This window comes from Actinoplanes sp. NPDC051537 (assembly GCF_055586105.1).
Genome location: NZ_JBVJIU010000005.1, coordinates 363,545 through 379,575, shown reverse-complemented (window position 1 = coordinate 379,575; position 16,031 = coordinate 363,545). Strand labels below are relative to the sequence as shown.

Sequence of the window (16,031 nt, the reverse complement as noted above, 5' to 3'; positions counted from 1 at the left end):
GCCAGCCCAGCCCGAGCCGCCAGCCCAGCCCGAGCCGCCAGCCCAGCCCGAGCCGCCAGCCCAGCCCGAGCCGCCAGCCCAGCCCGAGCCGCCAGCCCAGCCCGAGCCGCCAGCACAGACCGAGCCGCCAGCCCAGCCCGAGCCGCCAGCCCAGCCCGAGCCGCCAGCCCAGCCCGAGCGGCGAGCCGGCCATGAGCCTGGCCACGCTGCTGGTGCTCGCCGACGGGCGGCTTCCGTCTGGTGGGCACGCGCATTCCGGCGGTCTCGAAGCCCAGGTCACCGCCGGCCGTCTGGGCGACATTTCGGATTTGGGCGGCTTTCTGCGCGGGAAGCTCGCCACCGCCGGTCTGGTCGCTGCCGCCTTCGCCGCAGCCGCCTGCGCCCGAACGCACGAAATCGGCTCGTTGGACGCCGGCCTCGACGCCCGCACGCCTTCCCCCGCCCTGCGCAAGGCCTCCCGCGCCCAGGGACGAGCCCTGCTACGAGCCGGCCGCGCGATGTGGGCCCTCCCGCCGATCGACCGCGACCCGATCCCGCCGGCCGGCCCCGACCCGCGCCAACCAACCGACCGCGTCCAGCACCAGCCCGCGGACCGCGACCAGCGCCAGCCGGCCGGCCCCGACCCGCTCCAACCAACCGACCGCGTCCAGCACCAGCCCGCGGACCGCGACCAGCGCCAGCCGGCCATCCGCGACCCGCACCAGCCGATCGCGCTCGGCCTGCTGGCCTTCGCGGCCGGCCTATCCCCCGCGGAAGCCGCCGTCGCCGCGGCGCACGGCATCACGACCGGGGCGGCGAGCGCGGCGGTCCGGCTTCTCGGCCTCGACCCCTACGCCGTCCATGCCCTGCTCGCGCGGCTGGCTCCGGAGATCGACCGGATCGCCGCCGATGCCGCGGCCCGCGCCTACGACCCGGTCGACGACCTGCCGGCCGCGGGCTCTCCCCTGCTCGACATCGGCGCCGAGCATCACGCCACCTGGGAGGTGCGTCTCTTTGCATCTTGATCACTTGCTCACCGGCGGGGCCCTGCCACACCCGTCCGACAACTACGTGCCGGGCGTGCCGCACGCCCACCCGCACCCGGACGCCGACCCGCACACGCCGCTCGCCGCCGCCGCCGGGGCGCGGGCGTTGCGCGTCGGCATCGGCGGGCCGGTCGGCTCGGGCAAGACCGCGCTGGTCGCCGCCCTGTGCCGGGCGCTCGGGGCCGAACTGCGGCTGGCCGTCGTCACCAACGACATCTACACCACCGAGGACGCCGACTTCCTGCTGCGCAACGGCGTGCTGCCGGCCGAGCGGATCCGCGCCGTCGAGACCGGGTGCTGCCCGCACACGGCCATCCGCGACGACATCTCGGCGAACCTGGACGCCGTCGAGGACCTCGAGGACACGCTCGGGCCGCTCGATCTCGTGCTGGTCGAGAGCGGCGGGGACAACCTGACCGCGACGTTCAGCAAGGGGCTCATCGACCGGCAGATCTTCGTGATCGACGTGGCCGGCGGCGACAAGGTGCCGCGCAAGGGCGGGCCGGGCGTCACCACCGCCGACCTGCTGGTGATCAACAAGACCGATCTGGCGCCGATGGTGGGCGCCGACCTCGCGGTGATGGAACGGGACGCCCGGGCCCGCCGCGGCGACCTGCCCACCGTCTTCGTCTCGCTGGTCGAGGACCGTGCGGCCACCGCGGTCGCCGCCTGGATCCGCGCCCTCGCGACGGCACGCACCTAGGCGGCGTGTGATGCGGGCGTTCGCGCGAATCGTCGCCGAGGCGGACGGCCGCGGCGGCACGAGGCTGGCCGTGCTGCACGGCGAGGCCCCGCTGCTGCCGCGCCGGACGGGCGGCCCTCCGCACGATGCGGGCGTGACCGTCCATCTGGTGGGCGGCGCGGCCGGACCCCTGCGCGGCGACGAGCTGCGACTGGAGGTCACGGTGGGTGCCCATGCCCAATTGACCGTGCGCAGCGTAGCCGCGCAACTGGCGCTGCCCGGGCGCCGGGAGCTGCCCGCCTCGCGGCTCGACATCCGGGCCGAGGTGGCCGCGGGCGGCTCGCTGCGGTGGCTGCCCGAGCCGCTGATCGCCGCCGCCGGCTGCGACCACCACACCGTCACGCACCTGGAGGTGGCCGAGGGCGGCGCCGTCCTCTGGCGCGACGATCTGGTCTGCGGCCGGCACGACGAGCCCGCCGGCGACGTACGCCTGAGCACCACCATCCGCTATGCCGGCGCCACCCTCTACCGCCACGACCTGGCCGTCGGCCCGAGCGCCCCGGGCTGGGAGTCCGCCGCGGTCCTCGGGACAGGCCGCGCGCTGGGCACCCTGGTCGCCGTGCCGGGCCTGGACGAGAGCGAGGGCCCGCTCGCCACCCCGGACGCGGCGGTCATGCCGCTGGCCGGCCCGGGCGTGCTCGCCACCGCGGTCGGCGCGGATATCCGGGACGTGCGGGCCGTGCTCGACCCGATGACGACGAGGGCGGCCGCGGCCGCCCTCGCCCGAAGCTCCCGAAGCTACGGAAGCTCCCGAAGTCCCACCCCTCAGGCGGCCACCGCGATCGGAACGCCGTGACTGTCCGTCAACGCCAGCCGGGTGTGCAGGTTGCCCTGCTGGGCCACCCGGGCGAAATACTCCGAGCGCCGCCGCTGGAGGCAGCCCTTCCGGGTGCGCGGCCCGCCGGCCGCGACGGTCAGCAGCTCCGGCGCGAGCGAGCTGTTCAGCCCCTCGCGCAGCAGTTGCAGCGCCTCGGTGCGCAGCTGGGAGATGCGTGACTCGGTGACGCCGAGCCGGGCCGCCACGTCGCTCAGCGGCTGCTCCTGCAGGAACGATTCGGTGACCACCAGGCGCAGGCGCTCGGGCAGCGCCTGGATGGCCTGGTGCAGGTAGCCGAGCCGCTCCCGCTTGAGCAGCAGGTCCTCCGGCCCCTCGGACGTCTCCGGCACCATCTCCTCGGCCGCGCCGGTCGGAAAGCCCTGCAGGCTCAGCAACGCCGCCTTCTGCACGTCGTCCTCGACCGTGGCGAGCTCCGCCACGCCGATGCCCAGCATCTCCGCCACCTCGGCGTCGGTCGGGGTACGGCCCAGCGCCGCGGTCAGCTCCTGGCGAGCCGCGGCGGTACGCCGGGCGCGGGCCCGCACCGAGCGGCTGGCCCAGTCCTGGCCCCGCAGCTCGTCCAGCAGCGCGCCGCGGATGCGAACCGCGGCGAAGCGGTGGAAGGGAATCCCCCGGGTCACGTCGAAGGATCGGGCCGCGCCCAGCAGGGCGGCGAATCCGGCCGACGACAGGTCATCTGCGTGGACGTGACCCGGTACCCGGTTGAGCAGTTCCCGGACCAGATGGCCAACCATCGGCATGTGCTCGCGGACCAGGTCCTCGATATCACGCGCGGACGGCGCGTCGTGGGTCGTGCCGATGGTGGCGGGGAGTTCGGTCGTGGTCGTCACGTGGTCCTCCTCGCTCATACGACCGGTTGGTGAAAACCGGCTGACGAGGAGAACTTTTGCCGCCGTCAGGTGCAGCGGCGGCCGAACTCGGTTGCTTTTGAGGTGCTTTTTGTGAGAAAAGCTCAGGTACTGCTAGCGGCCGACGGCGGCGGGTGAGACTACACCCGTGAGCTCGTCGTGCACCCAGTGCATGCGGCGCACGGCGATGTCCGGGTGGTCGCCGAACTCGGTGGCCACCTCCGCCGCGCAACCCTCGCTGCCGTGCAGCAGGATCATCGCGGTGACGGCCTGCTCCACCGCGCGCCTGGTCGGGCACTCGGACGGCTGGAGGCTGGAAACGAAGAGCGCCTCCGCCGCCAGGTCCTTCACGATGCTGATCATTGTCGAAACTCCCCGATGTACGACTCGACGGCCCTACTGGAGCGATTCTTTCCCGCATCGGGAGCGGGCCGTGGCAGCCACGCCGTGTGTCGTCGTCTCATCGGGCGCCAGGCACGCGCGGATCTCGGCTGCCGACCCGGATAGCTCCAGAAAGTGCCTGCTCACATCACTTTCACCCTAACGCGGCGATCGGCCGCCCGGCGCGTGGTTTTCCGCCGGACGGCCGAAGTCAGGATGCCGCGATCAGAAGGGAGGCGGCGCGATGCCGCTGTCACCGCCGCCCGCGCCGGCGGTGGCGCCGGTCGTCACACAGGTCGGGTCGGCCGTGTCGCAGCCCTCGAGCGACGGGCTCGGCGGCGTGGTGACGTCGGTCGGCGCGGTGGTCGGCGACGTCGTCGTCGCGGTTTCCGTGGGGGTCGTCTGGTCGGTCGGCTCCGGCACGACGACGCCGTCCGAGCCGGTCGACGTCGGGCCGGGATCGGTCCCGGTGGTCGTACCGGTCGGGATCGTGCCGCGGGTCGTCGTCGCCTGACCCGGCAGCGGCGTCGTCGGCGCCGTGGTCGGCGTGATGTGCACGATGCCGCCGGGGTCGATCGAGATGCCCGGCACCGGGGTCGTCGACGTCGATCCGGGCGTCACCAGCCGCTGCTCGCCGTTCGACAGGTTGACCACCTGCTTGGAGGGCTCGCCCGGCTTCGCCGACACGAACGTCTCGCAGGTGCGGCCGTTGAGCATGAACGCCAGCGGCGCGCTGTTGTTGGCCTGGTAGCGCCCGCTGATCGGCAGGTTCAGCGCCTTCTGCGGGTTGAGCGGCTCGCTCGACCGCACGGTCACCTGGTTGCCGTCCTGGGCGAGGTCGACCTTGCCCTTGCCCGAGATGACCTGGTCGCCGGGCATGATGAACCACAGCTTGCAGTCGTCGACCGGCGTGTCGGCCCGGTTGGCCAGCGTGACCTGGGCCTTGAACTGCCCGTTCGCGTCCGACCAGACCGCGTAGCTGACCACGCACTTGCCGGTGGCCGGCACCACGCTGGGCTGCGGCGTCGCCCGGGGGCTGCCGGCCGCGCCCTGGGTGAGGCTCCACCCGTACGTGCCCAGGCCGAGCAGCACCACGGCGCCGGCGACGATCATCACGCGCCGGGTGTGGTTGCGGGCCGCGCTGTTGCGGCCCTTCTCGGACTGGGAGCTCTTCTCGTCCGGCTTCTCCGGCGAGTCGGGCGGCTGGTTGCCGTCGAACGCCCGGCGCAGGGCCGGACCGCCCGCGGCCGCGTCGACCGGCCCCGATCGCAACGCCGCGAACCGGCTGTTGCGCTCCGGCGCCTCCGTCTCCGCGCCGGGACCACCCGGCATCGCCGCCCCGGCCGCCAGACCGGCGGCGACCGCCATCCCGGCGCCGGCGGCTGCCTGCTCCGGGTCGTGGCGGATCACGTCCGGGTACGACCGCTGGGCCGGCAGGATCGTGGTGTCCTCGCCGCTGTCGCCCCAATCGGGCACGTAGCCCCGGGCCGCCGCCGGCGCCCCGGCCGCGATGGCGGCCAGGACGTGCGCGAGCTCGGCGCTGGACGGCCGGTCGGACGGGCGCTTCTCCAGGCAGCGGCCGACGAGCGCGGCGACCGCCGGGGGAAGGCCCTCGACCGGCGGCAGCGGGTCGGGTTCGGTGTACTGGTGGGCGCGCAGCAGCGCGGTCGTGGTGCCCACGTCCCACGGCAGCTGGCCGATCAGGGTGCGGTAGATCAGCAGACCCACCGCGTAGACGTCGGTCGCGGGGCTGACCTGGCCGCCCTCGAGCCGCTCGGGCGCGAGATAGGCCGGCGTGCCGAGCAGGCTGCCGTCCGGGTCTATGTCGTTCTCCCCGATCAGGGCCGAGATGCCGAAGTCGACGACCTTGGCCCCGGTCGGGGTCAGCATGACGTTGGCCGGGGTGACGTCGCGATGCACGATGCCGCGCGAGTGCGCGGCCGCGAGCGCCGCGGCGACCTCGGCAGTGATCCGGACCGCGTGCTGCCAGGGCAGCCGGCGGGTCCGGGCGAGAACGGCGGCGAGCGACTCGCCGTCGATCAACTCCATCACGACGTACGGCACCGGCTCACCGTCAACGGTGGTGGCCTCGCCGTAGTCGTACACATTGGTGATGTGCGGGTGGCTCAGCCGGGCAGCGGCCTGGGCCTCGGCCCGTAGCCGTCGCCGGAAGGCCGGATCGGCACTCGTGGACGGCGGCAGCACTTTCACCGCGACCTGGCGCCCGAGGACTTCATCGAATCCTCGCCACACCACTGACATCCCGCCGGCGCCGAGCCGTTCCACCAGCCGGTATCTACCGGCCAGCAGGCTCGATCCGGGCAGGTCCGTCGTGCTCATGTGCCCCCACATGCGCGCTCCGAAGTAACGCCGAGTTGCACCGCCATGCCACCCGACGCTTGGGGCGAGACCGGCCCGCCGTTGGACCGAGCATTCCCCATCGACGGCGAGGATGTTAGCCCACGTAGGGCCCATATCACGAGCGGTCGAGACCGGGCTCTACCTGCGGATCGTTACGGACCGTTTCCCCGCATATGCCAGCCGTCGGGGACCTTGGGAACGGCCCGAAAGTCGGATCAAGGACACTCCATCGCGCCGCTTCGCCCGACCAAACGCTGATATTTCGGAAAAGTTGGAATAGTCGGTAGCGCTGCTTCCTGAATGTCCACACCCGAACCATGCACTGATTGTCGTCAACACGTCACGGATCGATACTAAATCCGTCACCCAATGACGATCTTTAATTACTCACCCCATGGCAAAAGTTGAAGGGTTGAGCTGTGCAAACCCATCTGATCGGGTGATCCCCTCCACTGATCAGCTAATTCCGCGTGCCAGGCCCACCACGCGGCGTGTCGACCCGCGAAAAGTCGGACGAACGACCGTTATCCCAGCAGAACCCCCCGGACGAGGTCCCGCGCGGGCGACCCGGCAGCACCCGGCGCGGGCGTGGCCGGCAGCCCCTTCGCGGTCGGCACCGGCAGGTCGGCGCCGCGCACCGCGCCCAGCCCGGCCAGCAGGTTCAGCACCGGCGTCAGCTCCTCGTAGAGCACCAGCACCACGTCGCCGGCCCGGGCCAGACCGAGCGCCTCGGTGATCGCCTCCCGATAGCCGTCGGTCCGCAGCGCCAGCAGCTTCGGCCGCCGGGCCCGCATCTCCCGCTCGATGAGCGCCGACACCTCCCCCGGCTGCCGGCCGCGCGGATCCTCGTCGTCGTAGAGCACGGCCCGCCCCACCCCGTCCGCCACCACCTGGGCGCAGGCCGTCAGCAGATCGTCCCGCCGGTCGCCGGGCAGCGTCACCGCCGCCACACAGCGCTCGGCGCCCCAGATGCGGTGCAGCGTGCGCAGTGTGGCGGCGAGCGCGGCCGGGTTGTGCGCGTAGTCCACGAAGACCGAGACGTCGCCGACCCGCAGCAGCGTGGCCCGGCCCGGGTTCGCCACCGGCGGGTCGAAGTCGGCGAGCCGGCGGGTCACCGACTCCGGCCCGGCCCCGAGCGCGCGGGCCGCCGCCACCGCCGCGAGCGCGTTCGCCGCCGCGTGGGTGGCAGCTCCCCCGTACGCCCCCGGCAGGTCGGCCACCCGCAGCAGCGGCGTCCGCCGGGCCCCGGTCGCCTGCACCAGCCAGCCGTCCTGGACGAGATAGGCCGTCGCGCCCCGGGCCAGGTGCTCGACCACGACCGGCTGCCGCGGGTCGAGCCCGAACCAGACGATCCGCTTGCGGTCGGCGCGCACCCTCGGCCGGTCCGCGAGCGACCGCACCCACGGGTCGTCGGCGTTCAGCACGAGCGTGCCGCCGTCCCGTACGCGCTCGGCCACCAGCGCCTTCACGTGCGCGAGGTCCTCGATCGTGTCGAGGCCGTCCTGGCCGAGATGATCGGCGGTGATGTTGGTGATCACCCCGACGTCCGACCAGTCGTAGCCGAGACCGCGCCGCAGCAGCCCGCCCCGGGCCGTCTCCAGCACCGCGGCCTGCACCGTCGGGTCGCCGAGCACCATCTGCGCCGAGAGCGGCCCGGTCGCGTCGGCCCGGAAGACCGTGCGCCCGTCGACGCTGACGTCGTCGGTCGTGGTCAGGCCGATCCGCAGGCCGGCGTCGGCGAGCAGGTGCGCGGTCAGCCGGGCCACGGTGGTCTTGCCGTTCGTGCCGGTCACCGCCGCGGTCGGGATCCGGCCGTCGGAGCCGGCCGGGAACATCGCCTTCACGATCGCGTCGCCCACGTCGCGCGCGCGGCCACGCATCGGCGCCAGGTGCATGCGCAGCCCCGGCACCGCGTTCACCTCGATCACCCCGCCGGTGACCTCGCGGCCGGCCACCACCGGCGGCAGCGGTTCGGCGATGTCGGGCAGCCGCAGATCAATCCCGGCGATGTCCAGCCCGACCAGCGCGGCCACCCGCAGACAGAGCCGGGCCACGTCGGGATGCACCCGGTCGGTGACGTCGTGGCTGGTGCCGCCCGTGGAGAGGTTGGTGGTCTCGCGCAGCCAGATCTCGTGGCCCGGCGGCGGGACGGTGGCCAGGTCGACGCCCTGGTGCTCGAGCACCCGCAGCGAGGCGTCGTCCACGGTGATCCGGGTCAGCACCCGGGAGTGGCCGGCGCCGCGGCGGGGGTCGGTGTTCTCCCGGTCGACGAGCTCGGCGACCGTGCTGCGGCCGTCGCCGACCACGTGGGCCGCGATCCGCTCGGCGGCCGCCACCACCTCGCCCGCCACCACCAGCACGCGGTAGTCACGGCCGGCGAGCTGCCGCTCGATCACCACGTCGTCGCCGGCGGCCGTGAACGCGTACGCCATCTCGGCTCCGGTGGTCACGCTGAGCGTGACCCGATCGCCCTGCCGGCCCTGCCGGGGTTTGACGACGAGCGGCGCGCCGAGGCGGGCGAAGAGACGAGCGGCCTCCGATGCCGTACGCGCGACGCCGCCGGCCGGCACGGGAACACCGGCCTCGCCGAGCAGCCGCCGGGCGATCTCCTTGTCCCCGGCGATGTCGATGCCGACGCCGCTGGTCCGGTCGCTCATCGCGGCCCAGGCCAGCCGCCGCCGGCTGCCCCAGCCGAGACGCACGAGGCTGAGGTCGCCGCAGCGCTCGATCGGGATGCCGCGCCGGCGGGCGGCCGCGATGATCGCCCGGGTGCTCGGGCCGGTCGCCTCCCGCTCGGCGAGCGCGGCCAGCTCGGCGAGCCGGCCGGCCGATCCATGCTGCATCTCCGCCACGCCGACGGCGGCGGCGGCGAGCGACACGCTCGGGTACGACCTCCCGGCCACGATCTCGGTGACCAGGTCGACGGCCGCGGTCAGCAGGTCGCCCGGCACCTCCGAGTCGGCCGGCTCGTCCACCGGGCACTCGATGATCAGCTGGTAGCGGCCCGGCTGGTGGGTCGAGACCGTGCGGCCGAAGCTGACATCGCGGCCGATGAGCTGGGACAGCTCGATGCAGACGTGCTCGGTGACGTGGCCGAAGTAGGTGCCGCCGCGCAACCGGCTGACGAATCCGCCCGGGGCGCCGGCCGCGCAGTGGTGCTCGGTGAGCCCCGGCAGCGCGCGCAGCAGCCGCTCGGCGAAGCCGGTGACGTCGGACGTCTCGCGGCCGGTCAGCTCCTCGAGCCGGATCACGGCGACCATCGCGGGCCGGGACAGGTAAACGTTGGGACCGCGCAGGCGGCGCAGGCTTTCGATCTTCATGCGACTCCCCGTTCGACGGCGGGTGCGTCGACGACCGGCCGGCGTCCCGTGAGATGAAATATGTGGCCGGCCGGCAGCACGTGGATGCGCGCGCCGGCCAGCGTGATCGGCCCCCGGGCCGGAACCCGGATGTCGGTGGCGGCCCCGGCGTCGACCACGGTGACCGCGCCGGCGCCGAGCACCTCGAAGCGGTCGCCGTCGGTGAGGATGGCCGTGTCCTCGTCGATGCCGAGGCCGAGCTCGTGCGGATAGAGCGCGACGGCGCTCAGCAGGCGGTTGACCCGGCCCCGCTCGGCGAAGTGCTGGTCGATCAGCACCCCCGGCAGCAGCTCGAGCCCGGGCCCGGTGCGCACGCTGGCCCGGGTCACGCCGGCGGCGTCGCCCTCGACGATCATCGTGGCCGACATGACGGCGGCGCCGGCGCTGGTGCCGCCGATCAGGCGGTGCTCCTGGAGCGCGGTGTCGGTGGCCGTCCCGCCGATGACCGACGCGATCCGCTCCTGGTCGCCGCCGGTGAAGAAGACGCCGGTCGCCTCGTGCAGCAGCGGCTGCGGCCGGTTCGCGTCGGCCCGGGTGGACAGGCGCAGGGCGCGCACCTCGCCGGCGCCCAGCGACAGGAACGCCTCCCGGTGGGCGGCCTCGGTCTCGGCGGGCGCGGAGCTGGCGGTGGCGATCACGACGATGCGGGCTGCCGCGCCGCCGGCCAGCGCGACGAAGCGGCCGAGCAGGCCCGGTCCGGCCGCGCCGCCGATGATCAAAAGCCGGCGACTCGACACAGCCTCAGGTTAATCGGAACAAATCCGAAACATCCGGCTATTGGCGTTGGTCTTTCCCGTCCATCGCGGAAGGCGAGCGGAAGGCGAGCGGAAAGCGAGCGGCGGAACCGGCTCAGTCCGCGGGCAGCAGGTGCGTGACCTCGGCCGGGCCGCGGGCCAGCGCCGTGGCCTTCTCCTCGGCATGCTCGTCCTGCTCGGTCAGCCGCCCCTCGTGCTGGCGCAGATGCTCGGCCCAGGTCGGCACCTGATAGACCTCGACGAAGCGCGCCGGGGCCTCGCCGTCGCGGAACAGGCCCCACCGGGTCGCGCCGGTCCGCAGCCGCGAGCCGCGCAGCCGTTCCATCGCCTCCCGGAACGCGTCCACGTTCGCCTCGTCCACCTGGTACACCGCGGTCACCAGCACCGGGCCCTCGTCGAGGTGCGGCTCGAGCATGAGGTGCGGCTCGGCCCAGAAGATCGCCGGGCTGCGGCCGGCGCCGTCCTGCTCGTGCACCGGCCACCAGAGCACGGTCACCGTGCCGGCCAGCATCAGGACGGCGGCGGCCAGGTACGCGACGTCGAGGCCGAAGACCGACGCGACCTGTCCCCAGGCGAGCGCCCCGAGCGCCTGCCCGCCGGCGAACACCACCTGGTAGACCGCGAACCCGCGGGCGCGCACCCAGTTCGGCAGGAACAGCTGGAGGTTCGCGTTCATGCGCGAGACGAGGATCATCCAGGCGAGCCCGGCGGCCACCAGGACGGCCGTCACGGCGTACACGTCGGGAACGAGCGCGACCACGACGAGAGCGAGACCGTAGATCACGCCGGACGCGACGATGAGCTGGTCGGGTGTGATCAGGTCGCGGATGCGCGGCATGATCAGCGCGCCCGCGATGGCGCCGACGCCGAGCGCGGCCAGCAGGATGCCGTAGCCGCTCGCGCCCATCCCGAGCTCCTGGTGGGCCACCACCGGCAGCAGGCCCCAGACCACCGAGCCGGGCAGGACGAAGAGGACGACCCGGCCGAGCAGGCGGCGAACGGTCGGCGAGTAGCGGACATACCGCCCACCGGCTCGCAGCGCCGAACCGAGGTGCTCGGGATGCGAGGCCGGCGTCCGAGGCTTGCGCCGCCAGAAGACCAGGGCGAGGGCGAAGACGGCGTACGAGATCGCGTTCAGCCCGAAGACCGCGGCCGGCCCGACGTGCGCCACCAGCAGGCCGGCCACCGCGGGACCGGCCGAGCGTGCCAGGTTGGTGTTGACCGCGCCCAGCGACGACGCCGAGGGCAGCTCGTCCCGCGGCACGATCTCCGGGATCACCGCCTGCCAGGTCGGCAGCGTGAGCGCCTGGCCGACCCCGAGCAGGAAGGTGAAGACCAGCAGCAGCGGCGGCGGCATCCGGTCGAGCGCGGTCAGCGCCGTCAGCACCCCGGCGACGGCGAACAGCGCGATCTGCACGAGAAGCAGAAGACGGCGGCGGTCGTACGCGTCGGCCAGCGCGCCCGACGGCAGGGCGAGCAGCAGCACCGGCAGCATCGTCGCCGCCTGCACCAGGCTCACCCAGGTGGCCGCCCGCGGCTCGCCGACCACCAGCCACTGGGCGCCGACCGTCTGCATCCAGGTGCCGACGTTGCCGGCCAGCACCGCGATCCAGAGCATCCGGAAGACGGGTTGACGCAGCGGCGCCCAGGGCGAGGTCTCGGCCGTAGTCACGGCTCGCAATCTAACGGCGGCGGGCGCCCGGCCCCGGTCTGGGCACGACCTCGCGCGGGTCGCCGAGCCGGTGGCCCTCGGCGCAATGGATCTCGGCGTGCACCTCGGCCCCGCAGTCGCGATGGGTGAACCGCAGGGGCGGGCCGCCGGGGTCGGCCAGGTACCGGTTGCCCCACTCGAGCAGCGTGATCAGGACGGGGTAGACGTCGAGTCCCTTCCTCGTCAGGCGGTACTCGTGGCGTACCCGCGAACCCGGCTCCCGATAGGGCTCGCGCCGCAGCACGCCGTTCTCGACCAGGGTGGCGAGCCGGTTGGCCAGCACCTGCCGCGGCACCCCGGTGCGCACCCGCATGTCGTCGAAGCGGCGGATCCCGTTGAAGACCTCGCGCATCACCACGACGGTCCACTTCTCGCCCAGCACCTCCATGGCCCGGCCGATCGTGCATCCGTCGATCGACCAGCTGAGCGCCTCGACGGCCGGTGTGGTCTTCATGACAGCCAGGCTAGGTCTGCTTGACAGACGCAGCAAGCCGGCGCGACGCTGCGTCCATGACGCAGACTCAGGACGAGCGCACCCGCACCTTCGGCTGGACCGATCCCGCGGTGCACGCGAGCCTGATCGGCCGGCGCAGCGGCCTGGAGGTGCTCCGGGCGATGGCCGCGGGCGAGCTCCCGGCGCCGCCGATCATGCACCTGATCGACGTGGCCTCCCTGGAGGTCGAGGAGGGCGCCGTCACCGTGCGCCTCGACCCGCAGGAGTTCCACTACAACCCGCTGGGCAGCATGCACGGCGGCGTCATCTCGACCCTGCTGGACACGGCGGCGGCCTGCTCGGTGCACAGCACGCTGCCGGTCGGGGTCGGCTACACCAGCCTCGACCTGACGGTGAAGTTCCTGCGCCCGGTCACCACCGCGACCGGCCGCATCGCCTGCACCGGCAAGGTCCTTCAGCGCGGCCGGCGCACCGCCCTGGCCGAGGCGAGCCTGACCGACGGGCAGGGCCGCCTGCTCGCGCACGCCACGAGCACCTGCCTGCTCTTCGAGATTCCCTGACCGTTACCGGTACGCCTACGCTGATCATCGATGCGCAGGCTGCTGATCGACGTCGCGAAGGTCGGCCTCGGGCTGGCCGGCATCGTGCTCGCCCTCATCGCCGTCCGGATCGTCCTGGTCCTCGCCTATCGCGTCTCGCCGGCGCTGCTCCTCGGGATGATCGGCGCCGGGTTCGCCACCCCGATCGTTCTCTCCGTCCATGGCCGCGAGCGGGCCCGCCGGCGCCTGAACGCACGGGCCGTGGCCGCCGGCTGGTCCGCGATCGACCCGGCCGACCGCACCTGGCCGTGGGAGTCGATGGTCGGCCACGGCAAGTACCGGCTGACCCGGGCGTGGTCGTTCGGCCGGGACGGCTTCCCGGTCACCGCCGGCGAGGTCAGGTGGTCCGGCAACCCGTTCGGCGGGGCGGTGAACCGGGCCGAGGGCCGGGGCGTCTTCGTGGTGGTCCGGCTGCCGGCCCCGGCGCCGACGATGGCCATGCGCCTGCCGTGGTCGTTCCTCGGCGACGATCCCCGCCTCGAGCAGTCCGCCCCGCGCCTGGCCTTCGTCAACGGCGAGATCCCGCCGTGGACCGTCACCGGCGACGAGCTGTTCACCATCGAGATCGTGGACCGGCCGCTGACCTCCTCCGACGTCGAGAAGGCCGTGGGGCGGGCGCTCCGGGCGGTCGAGGTGCTGGACATCTCGTCCGCTTAGGCGCGAGCCTCCAGGCGCAGGCGGCGCGCCTCGCGCTTCTCCTCGAACCGGGCCGCCTGGTTCTCCAGCTCGTCCATGTGGGCGGCCAGCTCGTCGCGCGCCTTCTCGCCCTCGGCGGTCAGACCGGTGCGGCCGAAGACGTTCCACTGCCGCAGCACCGGCTGGAGGACCTCGTCGCGGTGCTGCCGCAGGTCGTAGATGCCGGCCAGCGCGATCGACACCGCCTTGCGGCCGAAGCCCTCGATGTTCGCCCCCGGCATCTCGAACCCGGCGACCACGTCGGTGACCGCCCGCATCGCGTGGTCGGGGTCGAGGTCGAACGCGGCCGCCAGCAGGTTGCGGTAGAAGACCATGTGCAGGTTCTCGTCGGCCGCGACCCGGGCCAGCAGCTGCTCGGCGACCGGGTCGCCGGTCGCCCGGCCGGTGTTGCGGTGCGAGATGCGGGTGGCCAGCTCCTGGAACGCGACATAGGCGATGGAGTGCATCATCTCGTCGGGGTGGGCGTTGGCGTAGCCGGACTGCATGTGGGTCATCCGGGCTCGCTCGAGCATGATCGGGTCGACGGCCCGGGTCACGGTCAGGTAGTCGCGCAGCGCGATGCCGTGCCGGCCCTCCTCGGCGGTCCAGCGGTGCACCCAGCTGCCCCACGCCCCGTCCCGCCCGAACAGCGTGGCGATCTCGTGGTGGTACGACGGCAGGTTGTCCTCGGTGAGCAGGTTGACGATCAGCGCCGTGCGCGCCACCTCGGGGATCGGGGAGTCGTCCTCCCGCCAGGGCTCGCCGTTGAGCAGACCGTCGAAGGTGCGCCCCTCGCTCCACGGCACGTACTCGTGCGGGAACCACTCCTTGGCCAGCGACAGATGCCGGTCGAGGTTGCTGGCCACCACTGGTTCCAGCTCCATGAGCAGGGCGGTCTGGTCCACGATCACTCCCTACGCTTGCGTAACCTACGCAACCGTAACCTCTTACCGGCCGGTACTCACACCCCGGGCCCCGATTCACCGCCGATTCCCGGTGGCACCCGTCGACCATCATGGATGCTTCATGACGACACGGGAGGCAGCAATGTTGCGACGCGCCCTGACCGTTCTGACCGTCCTCGGCGTGCTGGCCGCGCCGGCCGCACCCGCCGTGGCCTCGCCGCCGCGCTCCGACACCTTCGGCCGCACCCTGCAACAGAAGCTCGACGCGGTCCACGCCGCCGGCATGCCCGGCGCGTTCGCCGAGGTGCGGGACGGCCGCCGCACCTGGACCCCGACGACCGGCGTCGCCGACGTCGCCACCGGCGAGCCGGTGCGCGACGGCATGCGGCACCGGATCGGCAGCATCACCAAGACGTTCGTGGCCACCACCGTGCTCCAGCTGGCCGGCGAGCGCCGGATCGACCTGGACGCCCCGATCGGCCGTTACCTGCCCCGCGGCCTCGTCCCGGCCGACCTGGCCCGGGCGGTGACCGTGCGGATGCTGCTCAACCACACCAGCGGCATCGGCGACTTCGACACCGCGATCATCAAGACCCTCGACGACCTGATCACCCTGGGCCGCACCGACTACACCCCGGAGCAGCTCGTCCGGCTCGGCGTGGGCGCCGGCGCCACCAATGCCCCGGGCGCCGCCTGGTCGTACTCGAACACCAACTACATCCTGGCCGGGCTGATCATCGAGCGGGTCACCGGGCACAGCTACCGCTCCGAGGTGAGCCGCCGGATCCTGCGCCCGCTCGGGCTGCGCGACACCTATTTCGAGGGGTCGGAGCTCGACATCCGCGGGCCGCACATGCACGCCTACGTCCCCTGGACCGACGGCACGCTGAAGGACTTCACGCTCTACAACATGTCGTGGGCCTGGTCCGCCGGCGAGATCGTCTCCACCGCCCGTGACCTGGACGTCTTCTACCGCGCCCTGCTCACCGGCCGCCTCCTGCGCCCGGCGCTGCTCGCCCAGATGCAGACCACGGTCCCGGAGGACCCGGCCGACCCGGCGGCCGGCGGCTACGGCCTCGGCATCTACTGGCTGGACCTGCCGTGCGGCCGCGTCTGGGGCCACGACGGCGGCACGATCGGCCACCAGACCGTCTCGCTGCACAGCGCCGACGGCCGCCGCCAGGTCACCTACGCCCAGAGCATGGCCTTCTACCAGACCTCGCCGACCGAGCCCGACGCGATCGACGTGGCCGCCTCCGACTTCGTGATCACCGCCCTGTGCGGCGACGACACGACCGCCACCGCGCGCACGCTCGCGCCGCGCATCCTGCCGCACGTCGCCGCCATCCAGCGCCCGGCGCCCGCCTCTCGCCCGTAG

15 protein-coding genes are annotated in these 16,031 nt (G+C 73.2%); 6 read left to right on the top strand and 9 right to left on the bottom strand.

What is annotated here, in order from left to right:
* Nucleotides 1-205: hypothetical protein (locus ACZ6TB_RS14380; RefSeq protein WP_465554321.1), on the bottom strand; the 205-nt coding region annotated here is incomplete at its 3' end.
* Between ACZ6TB_RS14380 and ACZ6TB_RS14375 the strand changes: the two genes are divergently transcribed.
* From ACZ6TB_RS14375 to ACZ6TB_RS14365, 3 genes are read left to right on the top strand one after another with little or no spacing between them, the layout of a single operon-like run.
* On the top strand, nt 192-1,004 hold the full coding sequence (locus ACZ6TB_RS14375) for an urease accessory protein UreF (protein ID WP_465554319.1): 813 nt from the start codon (nt 192-194) through the stop codon (nt 1,002-1,004). The genes ACZ6TB_RS14380 and ACZ6TB_RS14375 overlap by 14 nt on opposite strands.
* A gap of 46 nt (nt 1,005-1,050) precedes the next feature.
* Nucleotides 1,051-1,728, top strand: coding sequence for an urease accessory protein UreG (gene ureG / locus ACZ6TB_RS14370; RefSeq protein ID WP_465554629.1), 678 nt, complete (start codon nt 1,051-1,053; stop codon nt 1,726-1,728).
* A 10-nt stretch (nt 1,729-1,738) separates the two neighbouring features.
* The gene (locus ACZ6TB_RS14365; protein ID WP_465554317.1) at nt 1,739-2,563 is read left to right on the top strand and encodes an urease accessory protein UreD; all 825 of its coding nucleotides are present in this window, start codon (nt 1,739-1,741) and stop codon (nt 2,561-2,563) included.
* Here ACZ6TB_RS14365 and ACZ6TB_RS14360 read toward each other — a convergent pair.
* The 7 genes from ACZ6TB_RS14360 to ACZ6TB_RS14330 all read right to left on the bottom strand — a co-directional run bounded on the left by ACZ6TB_RS14360 (nt 2,533) and on the right by ACZ6TB_RS14330 (nt 12,474).
* Nucleotides 2,533-3,435, bottom strand: a complete 903-nt coding sequence (locus tag ACZ6TB_RS14360) for a sigma-70 family RNA polymerase sigma factor (RefSeq protein ID WP_433295049.1) — start codon at nt 3,433-3,435, stop codon at nt 2,533-2,535. The genes ACZ6TB_RS14365 and ACZ6TB_RS14360 overlap by 31 nt on opposite strands.
* Before the next feature lie 132 nt (nt 3,436-3,567).
* Nucleotides 3,568-3,816: a hypothetical protein gene (locus ACZ6TB_RS14355; RefSeq protein ID WP_465554315.1), complete on the bottom strand. Its 249-nt coding sequence runs from the start codon at nt 3,814-3,816 to the stop codon at nt 3,568-3,570.
* A 243-nt stretch (nt 3,817-4,059) separates the two neighbouring features.
* Entirely contained in the window at nt 4,060-6,174 is a 2,115-nt protein-coding gene (locus tag ACZ6TB_RS14350) for a serine/threonine-protein kinase (RefSeq protein WP_465554313.1), read from the bottom strand.
* A gap of 545 nt (nt 6,175-6,719) precedes the next feature.
* A complete protein-coding gene (cphA, locus tag ACZ6TB_RS14345; RefSeq protein WP_465554311.1) occupies nt 6,720-9,515 on the bottom strand; it encodes a cyanophycin synthetase in 2,796 nt (931 codons plus the stop codon).
* Nucleotides 9,512-10,291 carry a cyanophycinase gene (locus ACZ6TB_RS14340; protein ID WP_465554309.1) on the bottom strand — a complete coding sequence of 260 codons (780 nt, stop codon included), beginning with the start codon at nt 10,289-10,291 and terminating at the stop codon, nt 9,512-9,514. Before ACZ6TB_RS14340 ends, cphA begins: the two co-directional genes overlap by 4 nt.
* A gap of 112 nt (nt 10,292-10,403) precedes the next feature.
* A complete protein-coding gene (locus ACZ6TB_RS14335) occupies nt 10,404-11,981 on the bottom strand; it encodes an MFS transporter (RefSeq protein WP_465554307.1) in 1,578 nt (525 codons plus the stop codon).
* A gap of 10 nt (nt 11,982-11,991) precedes the next feature.
* On the bottom strand, nt 11,992-12,474 hold the full coding sequence (locus ACZ6TB_RS14330) for a winged helix-turn-helix transcriptional regulator (protein WP_465554305.1): 483 nt from the start codon (nt 12,472-12,474) through the stop codon (nt 11,992-11,994).
* 56 nt (nt 12,475-12,530) lie between these two features.
* Between ACZ6TB_RS14330 and ACZ6TB_RS14325 the strand changes: the two genes are divergently transcribed.
* Nucleotides 12,531-13,034, top strand: coding sequence for a PaaI family thioesterase (locus ACZ6TB_RS14325; protein WP_465554303.1), 504 nt, complete (start codon nt 12,531-12,533; stop codon nt 13,032-13,034).
* Between the two features lie 30 nt (nt 13,035-13,064).
* Nucleotides 13,065-13,730 (top strand): hypothetical protein, encoded by a 666-nt coding sequence (locus ACZ6TB_RS14320; RefSeq protein WP_465554301.1) that lies wholly within the window; start codon nt 13,065-13,067, stop codon nt 13,728-13,730.
* Here ACZ6TB_RS14320 and ACZ6TB_RS14315 read toward each other — a convergent pair.
* Nucleotides 13,727-14,632: an acyl-ACP desaturase gene (locus ACZ6TB_RS14315; protein WP_465554627.1), complete on the bottom strand. Its 906-nt coding sequence runs from the start codon at nt 14,630-14,632 to the stop codon at nt 13,727-13,729. The two genes, ACZ6TB_RS14320 and ACZ6TB_RS14315, sit on opposite strands and share 4 nt — an antisense overlap.
* A 142-nt stretch (nt 14,633-14,774) precedes the next feature.
* On the opposite strand from ACZ6TB_RS14315, the gene ACZ6TB_RS14310 reads away from it, so the two are divergent.
* Complete coding sequence (locus ACZ6TB_RS14310; RefSeq protein WP_465554299.1) at nt 14,775-16,031, top strand: serine hydrolase domain-containing protein; 1,257 nt, start codon at nt 14,775-14,777, stop codon at nt 16,029-16,031.

Coding starts and splice junctions, on each gene's coding strand:
- ACZ6TB_RS14325 (WP_465554303.1), top strand. CDS start 12,531: ATGACGCAGACTCAGGACGAGCGCACCCGCACCTTCGGCTGGACCGAT.
- ACZ6TB_RS14330 (WP_465554305.1), bottom strand. CDS start 12,474: ATGAAGACCACACCGGCCGTCGAGGCGCTCAGCTGGTCGATCGACGGA.
- ACZ6TB_RS14310 (WP_465554299.1), top strand. CDS start 14,775: ATGACGACACGGGAGGCAGCAATGTTGCGACGCGCCCTGACCGTTCTG.
- ACZ6TB_RS14320 (WP_465554301.1), top strand. CDS start 13,065: ATGCGCAGGCTGCTGATCGACGTCGCGAAGGTCGGCCTCGGGCTGGCC.
- ACZ6TB_RS14355 (WP_465554315.1), bottom strand. CDS start 3,816: ATGATCAGCATCGTGAAGGACCTGGCGGCGGAGGCGCTCTTCGTTTCC.
- ACZ6TB_RS14315 (WP_465554627.1), bottom strand. CDS start 14,632: ATGGAGCTGGAACCAGTGGTGGCCAGCAACCTCGACCGGCATCTGTCG.
- ACZ6TB_RS14365 (WP_465554317.1), top strand. CDS start 1,739: ATGCGGGCGTTCGCGCGAATCGTCGCCGAGGCGGACGGCCGCGGCGGC.
- cphA (WP_465554311.1), bottom strand. CDS start 9,515: ATGAAGATCGAAAGCCTGCGCCGCCTGCGCGGTCCCAACGTTTACCTG.
- ACZ6TB_RS14350 (WP_465554313.1), bottom strand. CDS start 6,174: ATGAGCACGACGGACCTGCCCGGATCGAGCCTGCTGGCCGGTAGATAC.
- ACZ6TB_RS14375 (WP_465554319.1), top strand. CDS start 192: ATGAGCCTGGCCACGCTGCTGGTGCTCGCCGACGGGCGGCTTCCGTCT.